The organism is Pseudomonas sp. NPDC099000, assembly GCF_044759925.1.
In the GTDB taxonomy this organism is placed as follows: domain Bacteria; phylum Pseudomonadota; class Gammaproteobacteria; order Pseudomonadales; family Pseudomonadaceae; genus Aquipseudomonas.
Map to the genome: position 1 here is coordinate 67272 of NZ_JBIWAF010000021.1, position 16263 is coordinate 83534.

General features: G+C 61.4%; 15 protein-coding genes. 7 read left to right on the forward strand and 8 right to left on the reverse strand.

The window, feature by feature from the left end:
• The first annotated feature begins 68 nt into the window (after positions 1-68).
• On the forward strand, positions 69-2492 hold the full coding sequence (locus ACIQV9_RS21515; RefSeq protein ID WP_403105605.1) for a TonB-dependent siderophore receptor: 2424 nt from the start codon (positions 69-71) through the stop codon (positions 2490-2492).
• 86 nt (positions 2493-2578) lie between these two features.
• On the opposite strand, the gene ACIQV9_RS21520 is transcribed toward ACIQV9_RS21515, so the two are convergent.
• Positions 2579-3730: an MFS transporter gene (locus ACIQV9_RS21520; RefSeq protein WP_403105608.1), complete on the reverse strand. Its 1152-nt coding sequence runs from the start codon at positions 3728-3730 to the stop codon at positions 2579-2581.
• A gap of 114 nt (positions 3731-3844) precedes the next feature.
• Between ACIQV9_RS21520 and ACIQV9_RS21525 the strand changes: the two genes are divergently transcribed.
• A complete protein-coding gene (locus ACIQV9_RS21525; protein WP_403105684.1) occupies positions 3845-5185 on the forward strand; it encodes an SRPBCC family protein in 1341 nt (446 codons plus the stop codon).
• Positions 5186-5227: 42 nt separating this feature from the next.
• Here the strand turns inward: ACIQV9_RS21525 and ACIQV9_RS21530 are convergent, their stop codons facing one another.
• Positions 5228-5506: a hypothetical protein gene (locus ACIQV9_RS21530; RefSeq protein ID WP_403105611.1), complete on the reverse strand. Its 279-nt coding sequence runs from the start codon at positions 5504-5506 to the stop codon at positions 5228-5230.
• Positions 5507-5873: 367 nt separating this feature from the next.
• On the opposite strand from ACIQV9_RS21530, the gene ACIQV9_RS21535 reads away from it, so the two are divergent.
• The gene (locus tag ACIQV9_RS21535) at positions 5874-6866 is read left to right on the forward strand and encodes a diaminopimelate epimerase (RefSeq protein WP_403105614.1); all 993 of its coding nucleotides are present in this window, start codon (positions 5874-5876) and stop codon (positions 6864-6866) included.
• Between the two features lie 100 nt (positions 6867-6966).
• Here ACIQV9_RS21535 and codA read toward each other — a convergent pair whose 3' ends face one another.
• From codA to ACIQV9_RS21560, 5 genes are all read right to left on the reverse strand, one after another.
• Entirely contained in the window at positions 6967-8214 is a 1248-nt protein-coding gene (gene codA, locus ACIQV9_RS21540; protein ID WP_403105617.1) for a cytosine deaminase, read from the reverse strand.
• 13 nt (positions 8215-8227) lie between these two features.
• Positions 8228-9499, reverse strand: a complete 1272-nt coding sequence (gene codB / locus ACIQV9_RS21545) for a cytosine permease (RefSeq protein ID WP_403105619.1) — start codon at positions 9497-9499, stop codon at positions 8228-8230.
• 312 nt (positions 9500-9811) lie between these two features.
• Positions 9812-10645, reverse strand: a complete 834-nt coding sequence (locus tag ACIQV9_RS21550) for an alpha/beta fold hydrolase (RefSeq protein ID WP_403105622.1) — start codon at positions 10643-10645, stop codon at positions 9812-9814.
• Positions 10646-10925: 280 nt separating this feature from the next.
• Positions 10926-11282 (reverse strand): 6-carboxytetrahydropterin synthase QueD, encoded by a 357-nt coding sequence (gene queD / locus ACIQV9_RS21555; RefSeq protein ID WP_008152165.1) that lies wholly within the window; start codon positions 11280-11282, stop codon positions 10926-10928.
• A gap of 85 nt (positions 11283-11367) precedes the next feature.
• Entirely contained in the window at positions 11368-12447 is a 1080-nt protein-coding gene (locus ACIQV9_RS21560) for a patatin-like phospholipase family protein (protein WP_403105627.1), read from the reverse strand.
• A gap of 268 nt (positions 12448-12715) precedes the next feature.
• Here ACIQV9_RS21560 and ACIQV9_RS21565 point away from each other — a divergent pair, with 268 nt between their 5' ends.
• From ACIQV9_RS21565 to ACIQV9_RS21580, 4 genes are read left to right on the forward strand one after another with little or no spacing between them, the layout of a single operon-like run.
• Positions 12716-13024, forward strand: coding sequence for a PepSY domain-containing protein (locus ACIQV9_RS21565; RefSeq protein WP_403105630.1), 309 nt, complete (start codon positions 12716-12718; stop codon positions 13022-13024).
• Entirely contained in the window at positions 13024-13329 is a 306-nt protein-coding gene (locus ACIQV9_RS21570; RefSeq protein ID WP_403105633.1) for a PepSY domain-containing protein, read from the forward strand. Before ACIQV9_RS21565 ends, ACIQV9_RS21570 begins: the two co-directional genes overlap by 1 nt.
• Before the next feature lie 3 nt (positions 13330-13332).
• A complete protein-coding gene (locus tag ACIQV9_RS21575; RefSeq protein ID WP_109633283.1) occupies positions 13333-14001 on the forward strand; it encodes a response regulator transcription factor in 669 nt (222 codons plus the stop codon).
• On the forward strand, positions 13998-15311 hold the full coding sequence (locus tag ACIQV9_RS21580; RefSeq protein WP_403105637.1) for a sensor histidine kinase: 1314 nt from the start codon (positions 13998-14000) through the stop codon (positions 15309-15311). The genes ACIQV9_RS21575 and ACIQV9_RS21580 overlap by 4 nt, the downstream gene beginning before the upstream one ends.
• A 170-nt stretch (positions 15312-15481) precedes the next feature.
• Here the strand turns inward: ACIQV9_RS21580 and ACIQV9_RS21585 are convergent, their stop codons facing one another.
• Positions 15482-16237, reverse strand: a complete 756-nt coding sequence (locus tag ACIQV9_RS21585) for a methyl-accepting chemotaxis protein (RefSeq protein WP_403105687.1) — start codon at positions 16235-16237, stop codon at positions 15482-15484.
• Positions 16238-16263: the final 26 nt, after the last annotated feature.

A 16263-nucleotide genomic window follows, 5' to 3' on the forward strand; every position in this document is an offset into this window, starting at 1 on the left:
CTTGTCCAACTGCAACTGGTTTGCATTAACAGCCGCACACGCTTGCGATCTACAGGACAATGTTCGACGTGAAGAAAACCACCGCTAAAAACAACAATTCCCCTTGGTTGCGGCTCGCGCTCGCCCTGGCCGTCAGTGCCGCGCTACCCCAGGCGTTCGCCGCCGACGGTATTCACATTCCGGCGCAACCGTTGGGCCAGGCCTTGAGTGAGCTGGGTCAGCAAACGTCGCTGCAGGTTTTTTTCAGTCCTGAGCTGGTGGCTGGCAAACAGGCACCCGCCGTCGACGGCGACCTCTCGCCGGAGCAGGCGTTGCGCCAATTGCTGCAAGGCAGCGGCCTGCAATATCAGATCGATCAAGGTTCGGTGACCCTGACGCCAGCCCCGACTTCCGCAACGGCCGGCCCGATCGAACTGGGCGTGACCGACATCAAAGTGGTCGGCGACTGGCTCGGTGACGCCGACGCTGCGGTGGTGCAGAACCATCCCGGCGCACGTACGGTGATCCGCCGCGAAGCGATGGTCGAGCAAGGCGCGATGAACGTCGGCGACGTGTTGAAGCGCGTGCCCGGCGTGCAAGTGCAGGACGCTAACGGCACTGGCGGCAGCGACATATCCCTGAACGTCGGTGTGCGCGGCCTGACCTCGCGCCTGTCGCCACGCTCCACGGTGCTGATCGACGGTATACCGGCAGCCTTCGCGCCCTATGGCCAGCCGCAACTGTCCATGGCGCCGATTTCCTCCGGCAACCTCGACAGCATCGACGTGGTACGCGGTGCCGGTTCCGTGCGTTATGGACCGCAGAACGTCGGTGGCGTCATCAACTTCGTGACGCGTGCGATCCCGGAAAAAGCTACCGGTGAAATCGGCACCACCCTGGAAACGTCCCAGCACGGCGGCTGGAAGCACATCGACACCGCATTCCTCGGCGGCACCGCAGACAACGGCATCGGCATGGCGCTGTTGTATTCCGGTGTGAACGGCAACGGTTACCGCGAGCGCAACAACGGCAATGACATCGACGACGTGATGCTCAAGACGCACTGGGCACCGACCGATGTGGACGATTTCAGCCTCAACTTTCACTACTACGACGCCAGCGCCGACATGCCCGGCGGCCTGACCCAGGCGCAGTACGACGCCAATCCGTTTCAGTCCGACCGCAACAACGACAACTTCAGCGGACGCCGCAAGGATGTCTCGTTCAAGTGGACGCGGCAGCTCGACGACCGCACCCAGGCCGAAGTGCTGACTTACTACACCGACAGCTTCCGTGGCAGCAACATCGCCGCTCGCGATCAGAAAACCCTGGGCTCGTTCCCGCGCACTTACTACACCTTCGGCATTGAACCGCGAGTGTCCCGAGTGTTCGACGTCGGCCCGACTACCCAGGAAGTCAGTGTCGGTTATCGCTACCTCAAGGAAGCCATGCACGAGCAAGCGAGCCGTCTCGCACTGGTCAACAACGAGCCGGTGATTCGTCCCGGTTCGGATGGGCATGTGTACCAGGATCGTACCGGCGGCACTGAAGCCAACTCGGTCTACGTCGACAACAAAATCGACGTCGGTAACTGGACCATCACGCCTGGCATCCGCTTCGAACACATCAGCACCGACTGGCACGACCGCGCCGTGCTCGACACCGCCGGCAGGCGTGTACCGGAGAAGAACCGCAGCATCGAGAGTAACGAGCCGCTGCCGGCCCTGAGCGTGATGTATCACCTGTCGGAAGAATGGAAGCTGTTCGCCAACTACGAAACATCGTTTGGCAGCCTGCAATATTTCCAGCTGGGGCAGGGCGGGACGGGGGATGAGCCCGCCAATGGCCTGGAACCGGAAAAGGCCAAGACCTATGAGGTCGGCACGCGCTACAACAATGAGGTGTGGGGCGGCGAGTTGACGGCGTTCTACATCGACTTCGATAAAGAGTTGCAATACATCAGCAACGACGCGGGCTGGACCAACCTCGGCGCGACCACGCACCAAGGCATCGAGGCATCGGTGCACTACAACATGGCGGCACTGGACCCACGGCTTGACGGCCTGACCGCCAACGCCGGGTTCACCTACACCCGCGCCGTGTATGAAGGTGAAATCCCTGGCTTCAAGGGCCGTGACCTGCCGTTCTACTCGCGCCAAGTGGCGACCGTCGGGCTGCGTTACGACATCAACCGCTGGACCTACAACCTCGATGGCTTTGCCCAGTCCAAGCAGCGCTCACCGGGTGTTGCGGTGAACGCCGACGGCAGCTTCACCAACAACTACATCACCGAAGGCACCGCCGATGGTCAGTACGGCGACATTCCGGGTTACGTGACCTGGAACGTTCGCGGTGGATATGACTTTGGTTCGCAGCTGTCGAACCTGAAGGTCGGCGCCGGGGTGAAAAACATCTTCGACAAGCAGTACTTCACCCGTTCCAGCGACAACAACTCGGGGATGTACGTCGGCGCGCCGCGCACGTTCTTTGTGCAGGCCAGCGTCGGGTTCTGATAGACCGAGGTGACTTCATTCGCGGGCAAGCCTCGCTCCTACAGGTTCGGTGATCCCTGTAGGAGCGAGGCTTGCCCGCGAAGCTTTTAAACCTTCAACACCTTGCCGCCAATGGCCACCGCCACCAGCAACACCGCCATCAACCCGAAGGCAAAACTCAAACTGCTGCCATGGGCGATGAACCCGATCACCGCCGGGCCCGCGAGAATCCCCGCGTAGCCCAATGTGGTAATGGCCGGCACTGCAATGTGCTCAGGCATGACCGTCTGTTTACCGACGGCGGTATACAGCACCGGCACAATGTTCGAGCAGCCCGCACCCAGTAATGCATAACCGACCAGCGCCGCCTCCCAGGCCGGCGCAAACGTCGCCAACGCCAAACCTGCCGCCGCCGTCAGGCCACCGAACACCATCACCCGCGTCGCACCCAGGCGCCGGACAATCCGGTCTCCGGTCAGCCGCCCGGCGGTCATGGTCAGCGCAAACGCCGCATACCCCAGCCCCGCATACGCCGTATCGATCCCGCGCTCCTGCGCCAGGAACACCGCGCTCCAGTCGAGCGCCGCGCCTTCGGCCAGGAACACGATGAAACACATACCGCCGATAAACAGCACAATGCCGTGGGGCACGGCAAACGCCGGTCCCGAGCTTTCGCTGCCATAAGGCAACAGATGCGGCGCAGCTTTCAGCAAGGCCAGCACCAGAACCACGTTCACCACCGCCATCGCCCCCAGCGGCGACAGACCCAAGCCGAGCAGGGCGCTGACACCCGCCGCGCCGACAATCCCGCCGAGGCTGAACATCCCGTGAAAACCCGACATCATGTTCTTGCCGCTGGCGCGTTCGACGATCACTGCTTGCAGGTTCACCGTCGAATCCACCGTGCCCAGGCCCGCGCCGAACATGAACAGCGTGGCGATCAATGCCGGCACCGACGACACCGTCGCCAATAACGGCAACGCCGCGCAAATCAACAAGGTTCCCCCGGTTGCCACCCGGCGGCAGCCGAAACGCGTGGCGAGCAGGCCAGCCATTGGCATCGCCAGAATCGAGCCCACCCCCAGGCACAACAGCAACAACCCGAGCGTCCCTTCGTCGAGCCCGGCCCGTGCCTTGGCATAAGGCACCAGCGGCGCCCAGGCGGCGATGCCGAGGCCGGCAATGAAAAAGGCGATGCGGGTGGACATCTGCTCCAGGCGTCCCGGAACAAGGGTGGTTTGGGCATTGAGGCTGGTCATATCGATCCTTGGCAAAAAACGTCGCGTCTCCAAGGGACAGTGATCGACCGGTGAGGGTTCGATCATCACGTCCACGAGGATTTGCAGTCAGGCAGGGCACCATCGTTGCACAGCGTGACCCTGTGCCGCGAGCGCCCGTGCGGCCCTCGTCCGGCCGATACAGGCGGGCTACCTGTTAGTTCTGACAGTTTACAGCCCGCTTTTTTGCGAATAGAACAAAGCCTGTCGCTCAGCAGAGATCGACGACTTTTGCACTCAGGACAGATTGGAGGCGATATGGATCATCCCGCTCAGGTTCAATTCTTGAAGTCGTTGTTGACAATGATTGAGCAGCGCCAGACCAGCATGGCTGAGGCCATTTACTTGAACCCTGTCGAGTCGTACACCAGTCTTGATCAACTGCAACAGGAACAACAGCACCTGTTTGCCTCGCGACCGTTGATGATAGGGCTTGGCTCGCAATTGCCTTGCCCGGGTGACTATCTGACCGATGATTTAAGCGGTGTGCCGGTGCTGGTCGTGCGCGACAACGAGGGTTCATTGAACGCGTTTATCAATGTTTGCCGGCATCGCGGTGCGCGGCTGCTGGACGGATCGGGAAACATCGCGGGTGCGATGACGTGTCCGTATCACGGCTGGGCCTATGGGCTGGATGGGCGGTTGCAACGGCTGAATCCGCCCGGCAGTTTTGACGGGTTGAGTTGCGCCGAACGTAACCTGACGCGTCTGACTGTTGTGGAACGCCATGGGCTAATCTGGGTACACCCGACCCCGGGCGGGCAGATCAATGAAGCGCAAATACTCGGTCCGTTGGCCAATGAGATCCGGGATTTCGGGTTTCAGCATTACTCGCACTACGAAACACGGCGATTACGTAGGCGCTTCAACTGGAAAGTCGTGATCGATACGTTTCTGGAGAATTGGCACTTTTCAACCTTGCATCGGCAAACGGTGTTACCGATCTTTATACCGGGGATCAGTCATTTCGAAGGTTGCGGAACGCACTTGCGGCTGATCATGCCGCGTCGCTCCATTGTCGAACTGTTCGATAGACCCGAAGAACAATGGGACCTGCTCCGGCATTCGGCCATTATCTACGTGCTGTTTCCCAATACGCTGCTGGTCTGGCAGGGCGATCATCTGGAAGTGTGGCGGGTATTTCCCGCGGGCCCAGGTCGCGTCGATCAATGCCTGATCGAAGTGTCGCTGCATGTGCCTACAGCGCCAACGTCGGCAAAAGAGAAAGCCCATTGGGACAAAAACATGACGCTGCTTATGGAGACCGTGGATGGCGAAGACTTCCGAATTGCCAGACAGCTACAGAAAGGCTACGCATCCCACGCGCAGCGCTTTCTGACATTTGGTAAAAACGAGCCGGCCTTGCACCATTTTCATCGTGCGATTCACGCAGCGTGCCGAGACCCTGAAGAATTATCCAGGGCGCCGATTGCCTGAAACATGTCTCGCAGGCCGCGCGTCGAAGTGCAGGCTTTCGCCTTAGTGGTCGCGCAGATTGATGAACTGGGCATTGAAGGTTTCGAACACCTGTAGATCGGCTTCGCCATCAAGAACGGCGTGGCCTTTATCGCAGGGGGCACAATCGTGATGCACTTCGTTCCGGCTTCTGAGAAACAGCGGTTCGTAGTGATTATTTCCTGCCATGGGGTTTGGCACGTCCTCACCTGTGCCATTGCGAACAGCGACTTTTCGATCGGCGATGACCACTGCGCCCAGTCCCAGGACAACCAGCAGTGGCAGCAGGGAAGTCCGTTTCATGACCTTCCTCCGAACGTGAATCAAGAGCTTCACTCTGGCCTGCACGCGAAGGCTTGTCTGCTGTCATAACTGACAGGTTTGGCAGACTTGTTCGCAATAAGCGGCGATGGATTTATAACTGATTGACTGGGGGAGCGCCCTGCTCGTGTTCGCACAACGCCCGAACCAGCGGGTCGCGTACCTGCATCAGCTCGAACAGACCCAGGGTTCGTAGCGCCGGCAACGCCTGGAGAATGTCTTGCGTCGCGGCAGTGCGTTCATCGCCATGTTCCGGCGAACGTTTGGCGTGACGCCAGGGCGGTATTTCATCGCAGGAAGTTGACGCCTACAGTACAGGCTCTTTTCAGGCTGATTTCAGGACCGTTCCATGACGCCGTTCTACGATGCTCGAGGCAATATCTACGCGGTTGTGTCACCCGGCGAGGTGCGCGGTCGCGGTATCGATTTGCCGGACCTGGCCAGCGACGCTGCGCAGATCCGCGAGCACTGGGCGTTGGTGGCCATCGAGGCGTTCTGCAGCTGGGCACCCGGCACCCAGCCGCCGGGCAGCAAAGACCATCGCTGCGACGGTCTGCTGGTCGGGCCGTTTCAATCCTCGCCGCCCTTTGATCTGTTGATCGTCAATACCGACGGCACCTTGGCCGAGCGCAGTGGCAATGGGCTGACGATTTTTTCGCAGGCGCTCAGCGAGCAAGGATTGATGCCCAAGGAGCAGGCGTGCCTGCTGCGGGTTCATCACGACAAGCGCGATGCGGTTTCGCCGGTGGAAACCACGGTGGAAGCCGCTGAGGTCGACGGCGTGCAAGGGTTCTGGCTGGATTTGGGCAAGCCTTTGTTCGGGCCGCAAGCGGTGGGCGCGCGGGACGTTGAGTACGTGACGCTGAACGAGCGCGAAGTCAGCCATGTACAGCGGTTGTCGGCGCTTGATCCGGTGTGGAACCGCAGCCAGTTTGTGCGCATCGGCAATCCCCATTGCGTGACGCTGCTGATGGATGCCGACGCGTTGCCGAGCAATGAGCAGATGCGGGAACCGCCATTGGCGCACGGCTTGATGCGTATTGCCTACGCCGCGCCAGCCGGGGCAGGGCAGCCGTGTCCGGCGGGGGTGAATTTGCAATGGGCGATGCTTGAATCCAAAGGGCGCTTGGTGGCGCGGGTGTTTGAGCGTGGGGAAGGGCCAACGGCGTCGTCAGGCACCAGCGCCAGTGCGGTGGCGTGCGCAGCGTGGCGGGTCGGTTGGGTGGCGGCGGGTGAGGTGAAAGTGGTCATGCCGGGCGGCACGGCGCCGGTGTTGTTGGAGGAATCGGGGGGCGAATTGAGTCGGGTCAGGCTATTTGGTACGGCTCGGTTGATGGGTTGAATTGACGATTTCCTTCGCGGGCAAGCCTCGCTCCTACAGGTCGCCGAACCTGTAGGAGCGAGGCTTGCCCGCGAAGAGGCCATCTCATTCAACGAAAATCTCAGCTCAAATCATCACTGAACTCCACCACCGGCATCGTCCGCTTCATCAACACCTTGCCATCGCGTACCGAATACAGTGGCAACCCCTGACTACGAATCACCTCGTAGTCGCTGTCCGCGGACAGAATCAGCAAATTCGCCGGCCGTCCGGCCTCCAGTCCATAACGGTCCCCAAGGTTCATGGCCTTGGCGCTGTTATCAGTGACCAGGTCCAGCGCACTTTGCAGGTTGCGATAGCCCAGCATGTGGCAGATATGCAGCCCCGCTTCCAGCACCCGCAGAATGTTGCCGTTACCCAGCGGATACCACGGGTCAACGATCGAGTCCTGGCCGAAGCACACGTTCATCCCCGCTTCCAGCAACTCATTGACCCGGGTCACGCCCCGGCGTTTCGGGAAGGTGTCGAAGCGCCCTTGCAGGTGGATGCTTTCGGTGGGGCAGGAGACAAAACTGATCCCCGAATGCCCGAGCAGACGGAAGAGTTTGGCGCAGTAGGCGTTGTCATAGGACCCCATCGCCGTGGTGTGGCTGGCGGTCACCCGCGAACCCATGCCGCGGCTGCGGGCTTCTTCTGCCAGCACTTCGAGAAAGCGCGAATGCGGGTCGTCGGTTTCGTCGCAGTGCACATCCACCAGGCAACCGGTGCGTTCGGCCAGGTCCATCAGAAACTTCACTGAGCTGACGCCCTGATCGCGGGTGTATTCGAAATGCGGAATGCCCCCGACCACATCGGCGCCCATGCGGATCGCTTCTTCCATCAGCTCGCGTCCATTGCGGTAGGACTCGATGCCTTCTTGCGGGAACGCGACGATTTGCATGTCGACCAGGTGACGGCTTTCCTCGCGCACTTCGAGCATCGCCTTGAGCGCGGTCAGTTGCGGGTCGGTGACATCGACGTGGGTGCGCACATGCTGGATGCCGTGGGCGGCGAGGGTCTGGATGGTTTTCTTGGCGCGGGTCTTGGTGTCTTCCTCGGTGATGGTGACCTTGCGTTCGCCCCAGCACTCGATGCCTTCGAACAGCGTGCCGCTCATGTTCCAGCGCGGCTCGCCGGCGGTGAGGGTGGCGTCGAGGTGAATGTGCGGCTCGACGAAGGGCGGCACCACCAGGTTGCCGCCGGCGTCGAGGTCGTCGGGGCCCAGGGTCGGGGCTTCGGTCTGACGGGCGATGGTGCGGATCAGGCCGTTTTCCAGGTGCAACTCATGCAGGCCTTCTTGGTTGCGCAGGCGGGCGTTGATGATGTGCATCAGGCGAATCCTTTTATAGATCTTGTAATGGAGCTTCAGCAGCACGGGCACCCAGTACGCTGGTCAATAGCACATACGTTAGCGCGGCAGCGGCAATCCCTACCAGTGGCGCGATCCAGGGTGAGCTGAACGCGGCGACGGTGCCGACGGCGTAGGCGGTCAAACCGGGCCAGTTGAACGCCGGCAATCGAGCATCGGCCAGACGAGGATATTGACCCCGATAGCGGAAGAAGAAATCCGCCATGATCACGCCGCCTATCGGCGGAATCACCGTGCCCAGCAGGATCAGATAAGGCACCAGCAGGTCGTACATGCCCAGAAGCGCCAGCAAGGTGCCGATCACCGCGCCGGCCAGGGTCACGGTTTTGCGACGACCGGTGCGCAGCAGGTTGCAGCCGGCGACGGCGAAGTTGTAGATGGTGTTGTCCTGGGTGCTCCAGATGTTGAGCAGCAACATGGCCATTGCGGCCGTGGCGAAACCTTGCAACAGCAGCACTTCGACCACGTCCGGTTGCTGGTAGACGATGGCCCCGTAGGCGCCGATCAACACCATCAGGCCGTTGCCGATAAAGAAGCCGATCAGGCTCGCCAGCACCGCGACCCGGGCGGAACGGGAGAAGCGCGTCCAGTTGGTGGCCTGGGTGGCGCCGCTGACGAAGGTGCCGAAGACCAGGGTAATCGCGGTCGACCAGTCCAGCGTGCCCGTCGGGATAACAGCGAGCAGCCCATCGAGCCCGCCGACCTTTACCGTGGCGACCCACATCGACAGCATCAGCAGCAACATCATGGCCGGCACCGCGATGTAGGAAAGGATTTCCAGCCCGCGATACCCGACATACGCGGTGGCGCAAAATGCCAGGCCAAACAGCACCATCAGGCCCAGAACGGTGCCCTCGCTCAGTTCGAAATACTTGCCCAGCACCACGGCGGCCGTGGCCGTGCCCCAGGCGTACCAGCCGATCTGGGTGAAGCCGAGGATCAAGTCGCTGAGCTTGCTGCCGACCTCGCCAAAGCAAAAACGCCCCATCAGCACCGAATTCAGGCCGCTCTTGAAGGCGATGTAACCCAGGCCTGCGGCGTAGATCCCCAGCAGCAGATTGCCGACGATGATCACCGCCATCATCTCGCCAAAACTGAACGCCACGCCGAGCTTGCCGCCGGCGAACATGGTGGCTGTGAAGAAGGTGAATCCCAGCAGCACCATGGCGGTGGAGGCGAGGCCCTTTCGGGCATGCATCGGCACTTCGCTGAGGGGGTAATCGTTGCCCGGATCTTTTTGCGTCATGTGGCGTTCCTTGCTGAATGGGTGACGCGGGAGGGGTTGCAGTGGTCGTGCCAAGCGGGGTGGCTGTTGTTATGTATAGACGAGCCGGCGGGATTGACGCGGGAGGGCACAGAAGCGGTGCGCCCGACAGAAAACAGAACCCATTTGGGAGCGACCTGTGGCGAGGGGGCTCGTCGGAATGCCGCATCACCCCGTTCGGCTGCGCAGCAGTCGTAAAATCTGTGCTGTTGCTTAAATTTTTGGGGCCGCTGCGCGACCCAACGGGGGCGAGCCCCCTCGCCACAGGTCACTCCCACAGGGGATTCGGTTTGTTCAGGGGGATTGGATTAGGGGTAAAAACCTGAGCAACGCCGCGACGATGGCTTCCGGCGCATCTTCCTGAACCAGATGCCCGGCATTCGGGACGGGATGAAACTGCGAACCGGGCATCATCTGATGCAGCGCCCGTCCGCGCTCGATGGGAATCCACTGATCATCCTCGCCCCACAGAATCTGCACCGGGCAACGCACCGTCGGGTACAACCCTTCGACCTCGCGGGTGTAACGCTCGTCCATCTGCGTAATCTGCCGATAGAACGCCGCTTGCCCGGGATCGCCCAGCCACGGCTGAACATAAGGGGCGAGTTCTTCATCGGGGATGTCACGCTTGATCGCCCCGCGAATATAGGCCGGCACAATGGCCCGCTGAATGTAATCGGGCAGTCCACTGAACGCCGCTTCATGCTGGCGCACATGCTGCACGAACGGCGAACCCCACGGCGTCAGCGCTACCGGATCAATCAGGGTCAGGCTGCGGTAATCCTTGCCGTTCAGCAGGTGCGCGCGCAGCGCGGTGGCGCCGCCGAAGTCGTGGGCCACCACGTCCGGCCGCTCCAGGCCCCAGTGATCGAGCAGATTCGCCAACAGGTCGTTCTGCACACCCAGGGACACATCGCCCGCGATTTTCTCGGATTGTCCATAGCCCAGCAGGTCGAAGTAATACACCCGGTGGGTGGTGATGAAGTGCGGAGCGATGCGGCGCCACACGTAAGACGAAAAGGGCGTGCCGTGCACAAACACCAGCGGAGGGCCGTCGCCACGCACGGCGTAACGAACGGAGTGCCCGTTGAAACGATAGGTCTGAGCCAGCGGCCAGTCAGTCCTCATGGGGATGTCCTCTTGGCGTGTTCGAGCCAAAAAGCATAGGCATAAAAAAACAGCCAATGAAGGCTGTTTTTTGTATCACTGACGAAACGCAGTTTCCCCCTTGTGGGAGCGGGCTTTTGTGGCGAGGGGATTTATCCCCGTTCGGCTGCGAAGCAGTCGTAAAACCTGACAATTCGGTGTGACTGTCGGAATGCAGGGGGCCGCTTCGCAGCCCAACGGGGATAAATCCCCTCACCACAAAGGCTCCCACACAGGGGTTTGCATTGTCCTTTAGAGCGGTTTACTCGCCGTGATAGATGCAACCACTGGTGCACGTCTCGTGGATTCGGATCGCGCTGAGTTCCGGCAGCAGGGGCTTCAGCTCCTTCCAGATGAACTTGGCCAGCACTTCGCTGGTCGGGTTTTCCAGGCCGGGAATGTCGTTCAGGTAGTTGTGGTCGAGGCGCTCGTAGAGCGGCTTGAAGATCGCCTTGATTTCCGAGAAGTCGCGGATCCAGCCAGTGTGCGGATCGAGGTCGCCGCTCAAGTGAATCGCCACTTTGAACGAGTGGCCGTGCAGGCGGCCGCATTTGTGGCCTTCCGGGACGTGAGGCAGGCGGTGGGCGGATTCGAACGTAAACTCTTTGAAGATTTCCACAGTGATTTTCAGCTCTGTCAGGTGGCGATCGCCGCGGCGATGTGGGCAGGCGGCGAGTTTACCAGAGCGCTGGGAAAAACACTGACTAAAGGGTCAGCAAGCGCTCGCCGAGGCGACCATTGGCGGTCAGTTCGAGGAACTCGTCGCCCAGTCGACGGCTTTCGTCCATCGTTGTACGCCAGTATTTCTGCCGGCTCGGGGCATCGCCCATGAAGCGCTTGAAGTCGTTGCGGTCCGGTAGCTTGCCGTAGGGCAGGCGCGCCAGGTAGTCCTTCGACGGCGCCAGCAGCAGAACATCCTGCAACCGCGCCGGGCAGGCTCGGCGCCACGGCAGGGTCTTGTCGAACCAGCCGGGAATGACCCGGTCAGTGAAGTGCGGATACAGCACGATGTCGTTGCCGCTGTAGGGCAGGTCGAGGTGATAGTCCAGCAGACCGCCATCGCGGAACGTCCCCGCGCCTGCGCCCGGCAGATCGCGCACGCCTTCCATCACCATCGGGATCGACCCCGACGCGAGCAGGGCCTGACGCAGGTTACCGGCATTCAGCGCAACAAAGCGCGACGGAAAATCGTTGAGCGCATTGACCGGCGGGGCCAGGCGCGGGTCGTGGATGATCAGCCGTTCGAAGTGCCGCGACAGCCGCGCGCGACCACGCAGGTTGTCGGCGATCACCGACGACAAGCCCAGCCCGAGACGGCCGCGATGATCGTCCGCGAGCAGGCCGTGGCTTTTGACCACCATGATGTTCAGGCGGTAATGGGCGTTGTCCAGAATCGACGCATCGCGACCGTCGAGCAGCTCATCGAGCATGCGCCGGGAGCTCTGGCTGATCTGCGCCATGGTCACGCCCTTGTCGAAGTTCTGCTCGGTGTAGAGGTGACCGAGGCGCCGGATGCCTTCAGCGGCATCCGGCAGACAGGCGCTGGCGAAGCGCCAGGAACCCACCGACGCCCCGATCAGCGAACGTTCCCGCGGTGCAGCCGGCAGCCATTCGCCGAACAACGCCAGGTCCAGACCTTGAATCCCCAACGCCTTCGGCCCACCGGCGGCGCCCGGCAGCGTACCGACATCGGCGGCGCTCAAACCGTTTTCACGGATGCGCGCCAAGGCACGCGGGCCAGCCTTGAGGGTCAGGGAAGGGAACTTGATGTGGATGGCGGTCATACCGGTCTCGATGTCTGGCAAGCGGGGGATTATAAACAGGTGGGTGATGCAAAACCTTCTGGATGAATGCAAACCCTGTAGGAGCCAGGCTTGCCGGCGAAGGCAATTTCAAGGACGCCTTCGCCGGCAAGCCTGGCTCCTACAGGGTTTTGTGCAGGCCGGTGATGTCGCGTTGTCATTACCAATGATGGCAATTCAGTTTCAGTTAAGTTCGCCTCGTTATGGTGCACCCAGTAAGCAACACCCATAAAAAATACGGAGACACCCCATGAAAATCCTGACTGCCCTGTTCACCGCGTCCATCCTCACCCTGACCGCCAGCCTCGCCCAAGCCCGTGATTTGGGCCCCGATGAAGCCCTGCGGCTGCGCGACGCTGGTACCATTGTGTCTTTCGAGAAGCTCAACGCCACCGCTCTGGCCAAACACCCCGGTGCCAAAATCACCGAAACCGAGCTGGAAGAAGAGTACGGCAAGTACATCTACCAGGTTGAGCTGCGCGACCCACAAGGCATTGAGTGGGACCTGGAATTAGACGCTGTCAGCGGGCAGGTTCTCAAGGATCATCAGGATACGTAATGAAGGTGTGTTCATTTTCACGCATGGCGCTGGTGCTCTTGGCGTTCTGCTCGGTCGTCATGGCCCGCGATCTCGATCAGGACGAAGCCCTGCGCTTGCGCCAGCAAGGCGTGATCCTGCCGCTGGAGCAGCTTTTGCAGCAGGCGTTAGACCTGTATCCCGGGTCCAAACTGCTGGAAGCCGAGCTTGAAGAAAAACACGACGTCTACATTTATGAAGTCGAGCTGCTGACCACCGAAGGGGTGGTCCGTGAACTGGACATCGAAGCCGCCACTGGCCGTTTACTGAAAGACAAGGAAGATTGATCGATGCGTTTGCTTCTGGTGGAAGACCACGTGCCGCTGGCCGACGAATTGATGGCCGGCCTCAACCGGCAGGGGTATGCCGTGGACTGGCTGGCCGATGGCCGCGACGCGGTGTATCAGGGCAGCAGCGAACCGTATGACCTGATCATCCTCGACCTCGGCCTGCCGGGGCTGCCGGGGCTTGAGGTGTTGGCGCAATGGCGGGCCGGTGGTTTGGCCACGCCGGTGCTGATTCTCACGGCGCGCGGCTCCTGGGCCGAGCGCATCGAAGGCCTCAAGGCCGGCGCCGACGATTACCTGACCAAACCGTTCCACCCCGAAGAGCTGCACCTGCGGGTTCAGGCGCTGTTGCGTCGCTCACACGGTCAGGCCAACCAGCCGACGCTCAAAGCGGCGGGGCTGCACCTGGATGAAGGTCGTCAGTGCGTGACCCGCGACGGCGCCGACATCCAGCTGACGGCCGCCGAATTTCGCCTGTTGCGCTATTTCATGCTGCACCCCGAGCAGATCCTTTCCAAAAGCCACCTCGCCGAACACCTCTACGACGGTGAAACCGAGCGCGACTCCAATGTGCTCGAAGTTCACGTCAACCACCTGCGGCGCAAGCTCGGGCGCAGCGTGATCGAAACCCGTCGCGGCCAGGGTTACCTGTTCGGCGGACAAGCCCAGTGAGGTCGATTCAGCGCCGCTTGAGTCTGGGGCTGATCAGCGTGATGGTGGTCGTCGGCCTGGTGCTGGCGCAAACCAGTCTGTGGTTGTTCGAAATGGGGTTGCAGCGCTACCTCGAAGACGGTTTGCGCAACGACAGTGAAAACCTGCTGGTGGCGTTGGTGCGCGGGCCGCAGGGGTTGCAACTGGATGAGCGGCACTTGTCGCCGGCTTATCAACGGCCGTTTTCCGGGCACTATTTCCGTATCGATTTTGCCGACAAGCATTGGCGCTCCCGCTCGTTGTGGGATCAGGAGCTGCCGCCACTCGACCATCCCGGCCTGCACAGCAACCTGCAACTGGGTCCGGAAGGCCAGCAATTGCTGGTGCTGCGTTCGGACTATCGCCGGCTCGGACAGTCGATTTCGATCAGCGTGGCGCAGGACTACACGCCGGTGCGCGAGAGTTTCCGGCGCATGCAACAAGTCGGCCTGGGCCTGGGACTGGCGGGGTTGCTACTGATTCTGCTGCTGCAACGGATCACCGTGCGCCGCGCCTTGCGTCCACTGGAAAAGGCCCGTGAGCAAATCGCCCAGCTGCAGCAGGGCCAGCGCTCGCAACTCGATGACCAGGTGCCGGTGGAACTGGAGCCGCTGGTGGCGCAAATCAACCATTTGCTCGCCCATACCGAAGACAGCCTCAAGCGTTCACGTAACGCCCTGGGCAACCTTGGGCATGCGCTGAAAACGCCGTTGGCGGTGTTGCTGAGCGTGGCTTCCAGCGAGAAGCTCGACGCGCATCCCGAACTGCGCAAGCTCCTCAAGGCGCAGCTTGAGCAAGTGCAGCAGCGGCTCAATCGCGAACTCAATCGCGCTCGCTTGTCCGGCGATGCGCTGCCGGGGGCGCTGTTTGATTGTGATGGGGAACTGCCAGGGCTGTTGGCGACGTTGAACATGATTCACGGCGAACACCTGAACCTGAGCTACCGCGCACCGACCGGTTTGCAGCTGCCGTGGGATCGCGAGGACTTGCTCGAATTGCTGGGCAATCTGCTGGATAACGCCTGCAAATGGGCGGATGCAGAGGTTCAGTTGAGCGTGGTCGAGACGGCTGAGGGGTTTGAGTTAAGTGTGGAAGATGATGGCCCTGGGATTCCCGAAGAGCAGCGTGCCCAGGTGTTCAGTCGGGGGACACGGCTGGATGAACAGACGGATGGGCATGGGTTGGGGTTGGGGATTGTGCGCGATATCGTCGACACGTGGGGCGGGGTGATGAGGTTGGAGGCGAGCGAGTGGGGCGGCCTTAAAGTAGCCATCCTATTGCCCAAACGCTGAGCACCCCTGTGGGAGCGAGCCTTTGTGGCGAGGGGGCTTGCCCCCGTTGGGTTGCGTAGCAGCCCCAAAATCTAGACACCTATCGAAGATTTTTGGGAATGCTTCGCACTCCAACGGGGGCAAGCCCCCTCGCCACATGGCTCGCTCCCACATTGGATCTTCAGTGGGCATTAGACCCTGAACTGATCCATCAAACTCTGCTGCTGATTCGCCAGGCTATTGAGCGACTGGCTCACCCGCGCCGACTCGTTTGCCTGCCCCGACAGCGACTCCGTCACATCCCGGATCGTCGCCACGTTGCTGTTGATCTCCTCGGCCACTGCGCTCTGCTCTTCGGCCGCAGAGGCAATTTGCAGGTTCATGTCGCTGATCACCGTCACCGCCTCGCCAATCTGGCGCAGCGCCGTCACCGCTTGACCCACCTGCTCGACGCTGCCTTGCGCCTGGCGATGGCTGTTGTTCATCGAGCCGACCACGTCCTGCGTGCCGCTCTGTAATTGCTCGATCACCAGACGGGTTTCTTCAACTGACTCCTGGGTACGTCGCGCCAGGTTGCGCACTTCATCGGCGACCACCGCAAAACCGCGTCCGGCCTCACCGGCACGGGCCGCTTCAATGGCCGCGTTGAGGGCCAGCAGGTTGGTCTGCTCGGCGATGGCGCGAATCACTTCCAGCACTGAACCGATTTTCTCGCTGTTGGCCGCCAGGCCTTCGACTTGCACCATGGCCGTGCTCATGTCGGCGGCGAGGTTGTCGATGCTGGTGGTGGTCTGGTCGATGACGGTCAGGCCCCGGCGAGTCGCTTGATCGGCATCCTTCGCCGCCTGGGCGGCTTGCGCGGCGCTGCGGGCGACGTCCTGGGCGGTGGCGCTCATTTCGTGGGACGCGGTGGCAACCTGATCGACCTGACGGTATTGCTGCTCCATACCGGCACTGGTCTGCGTGGCGATGG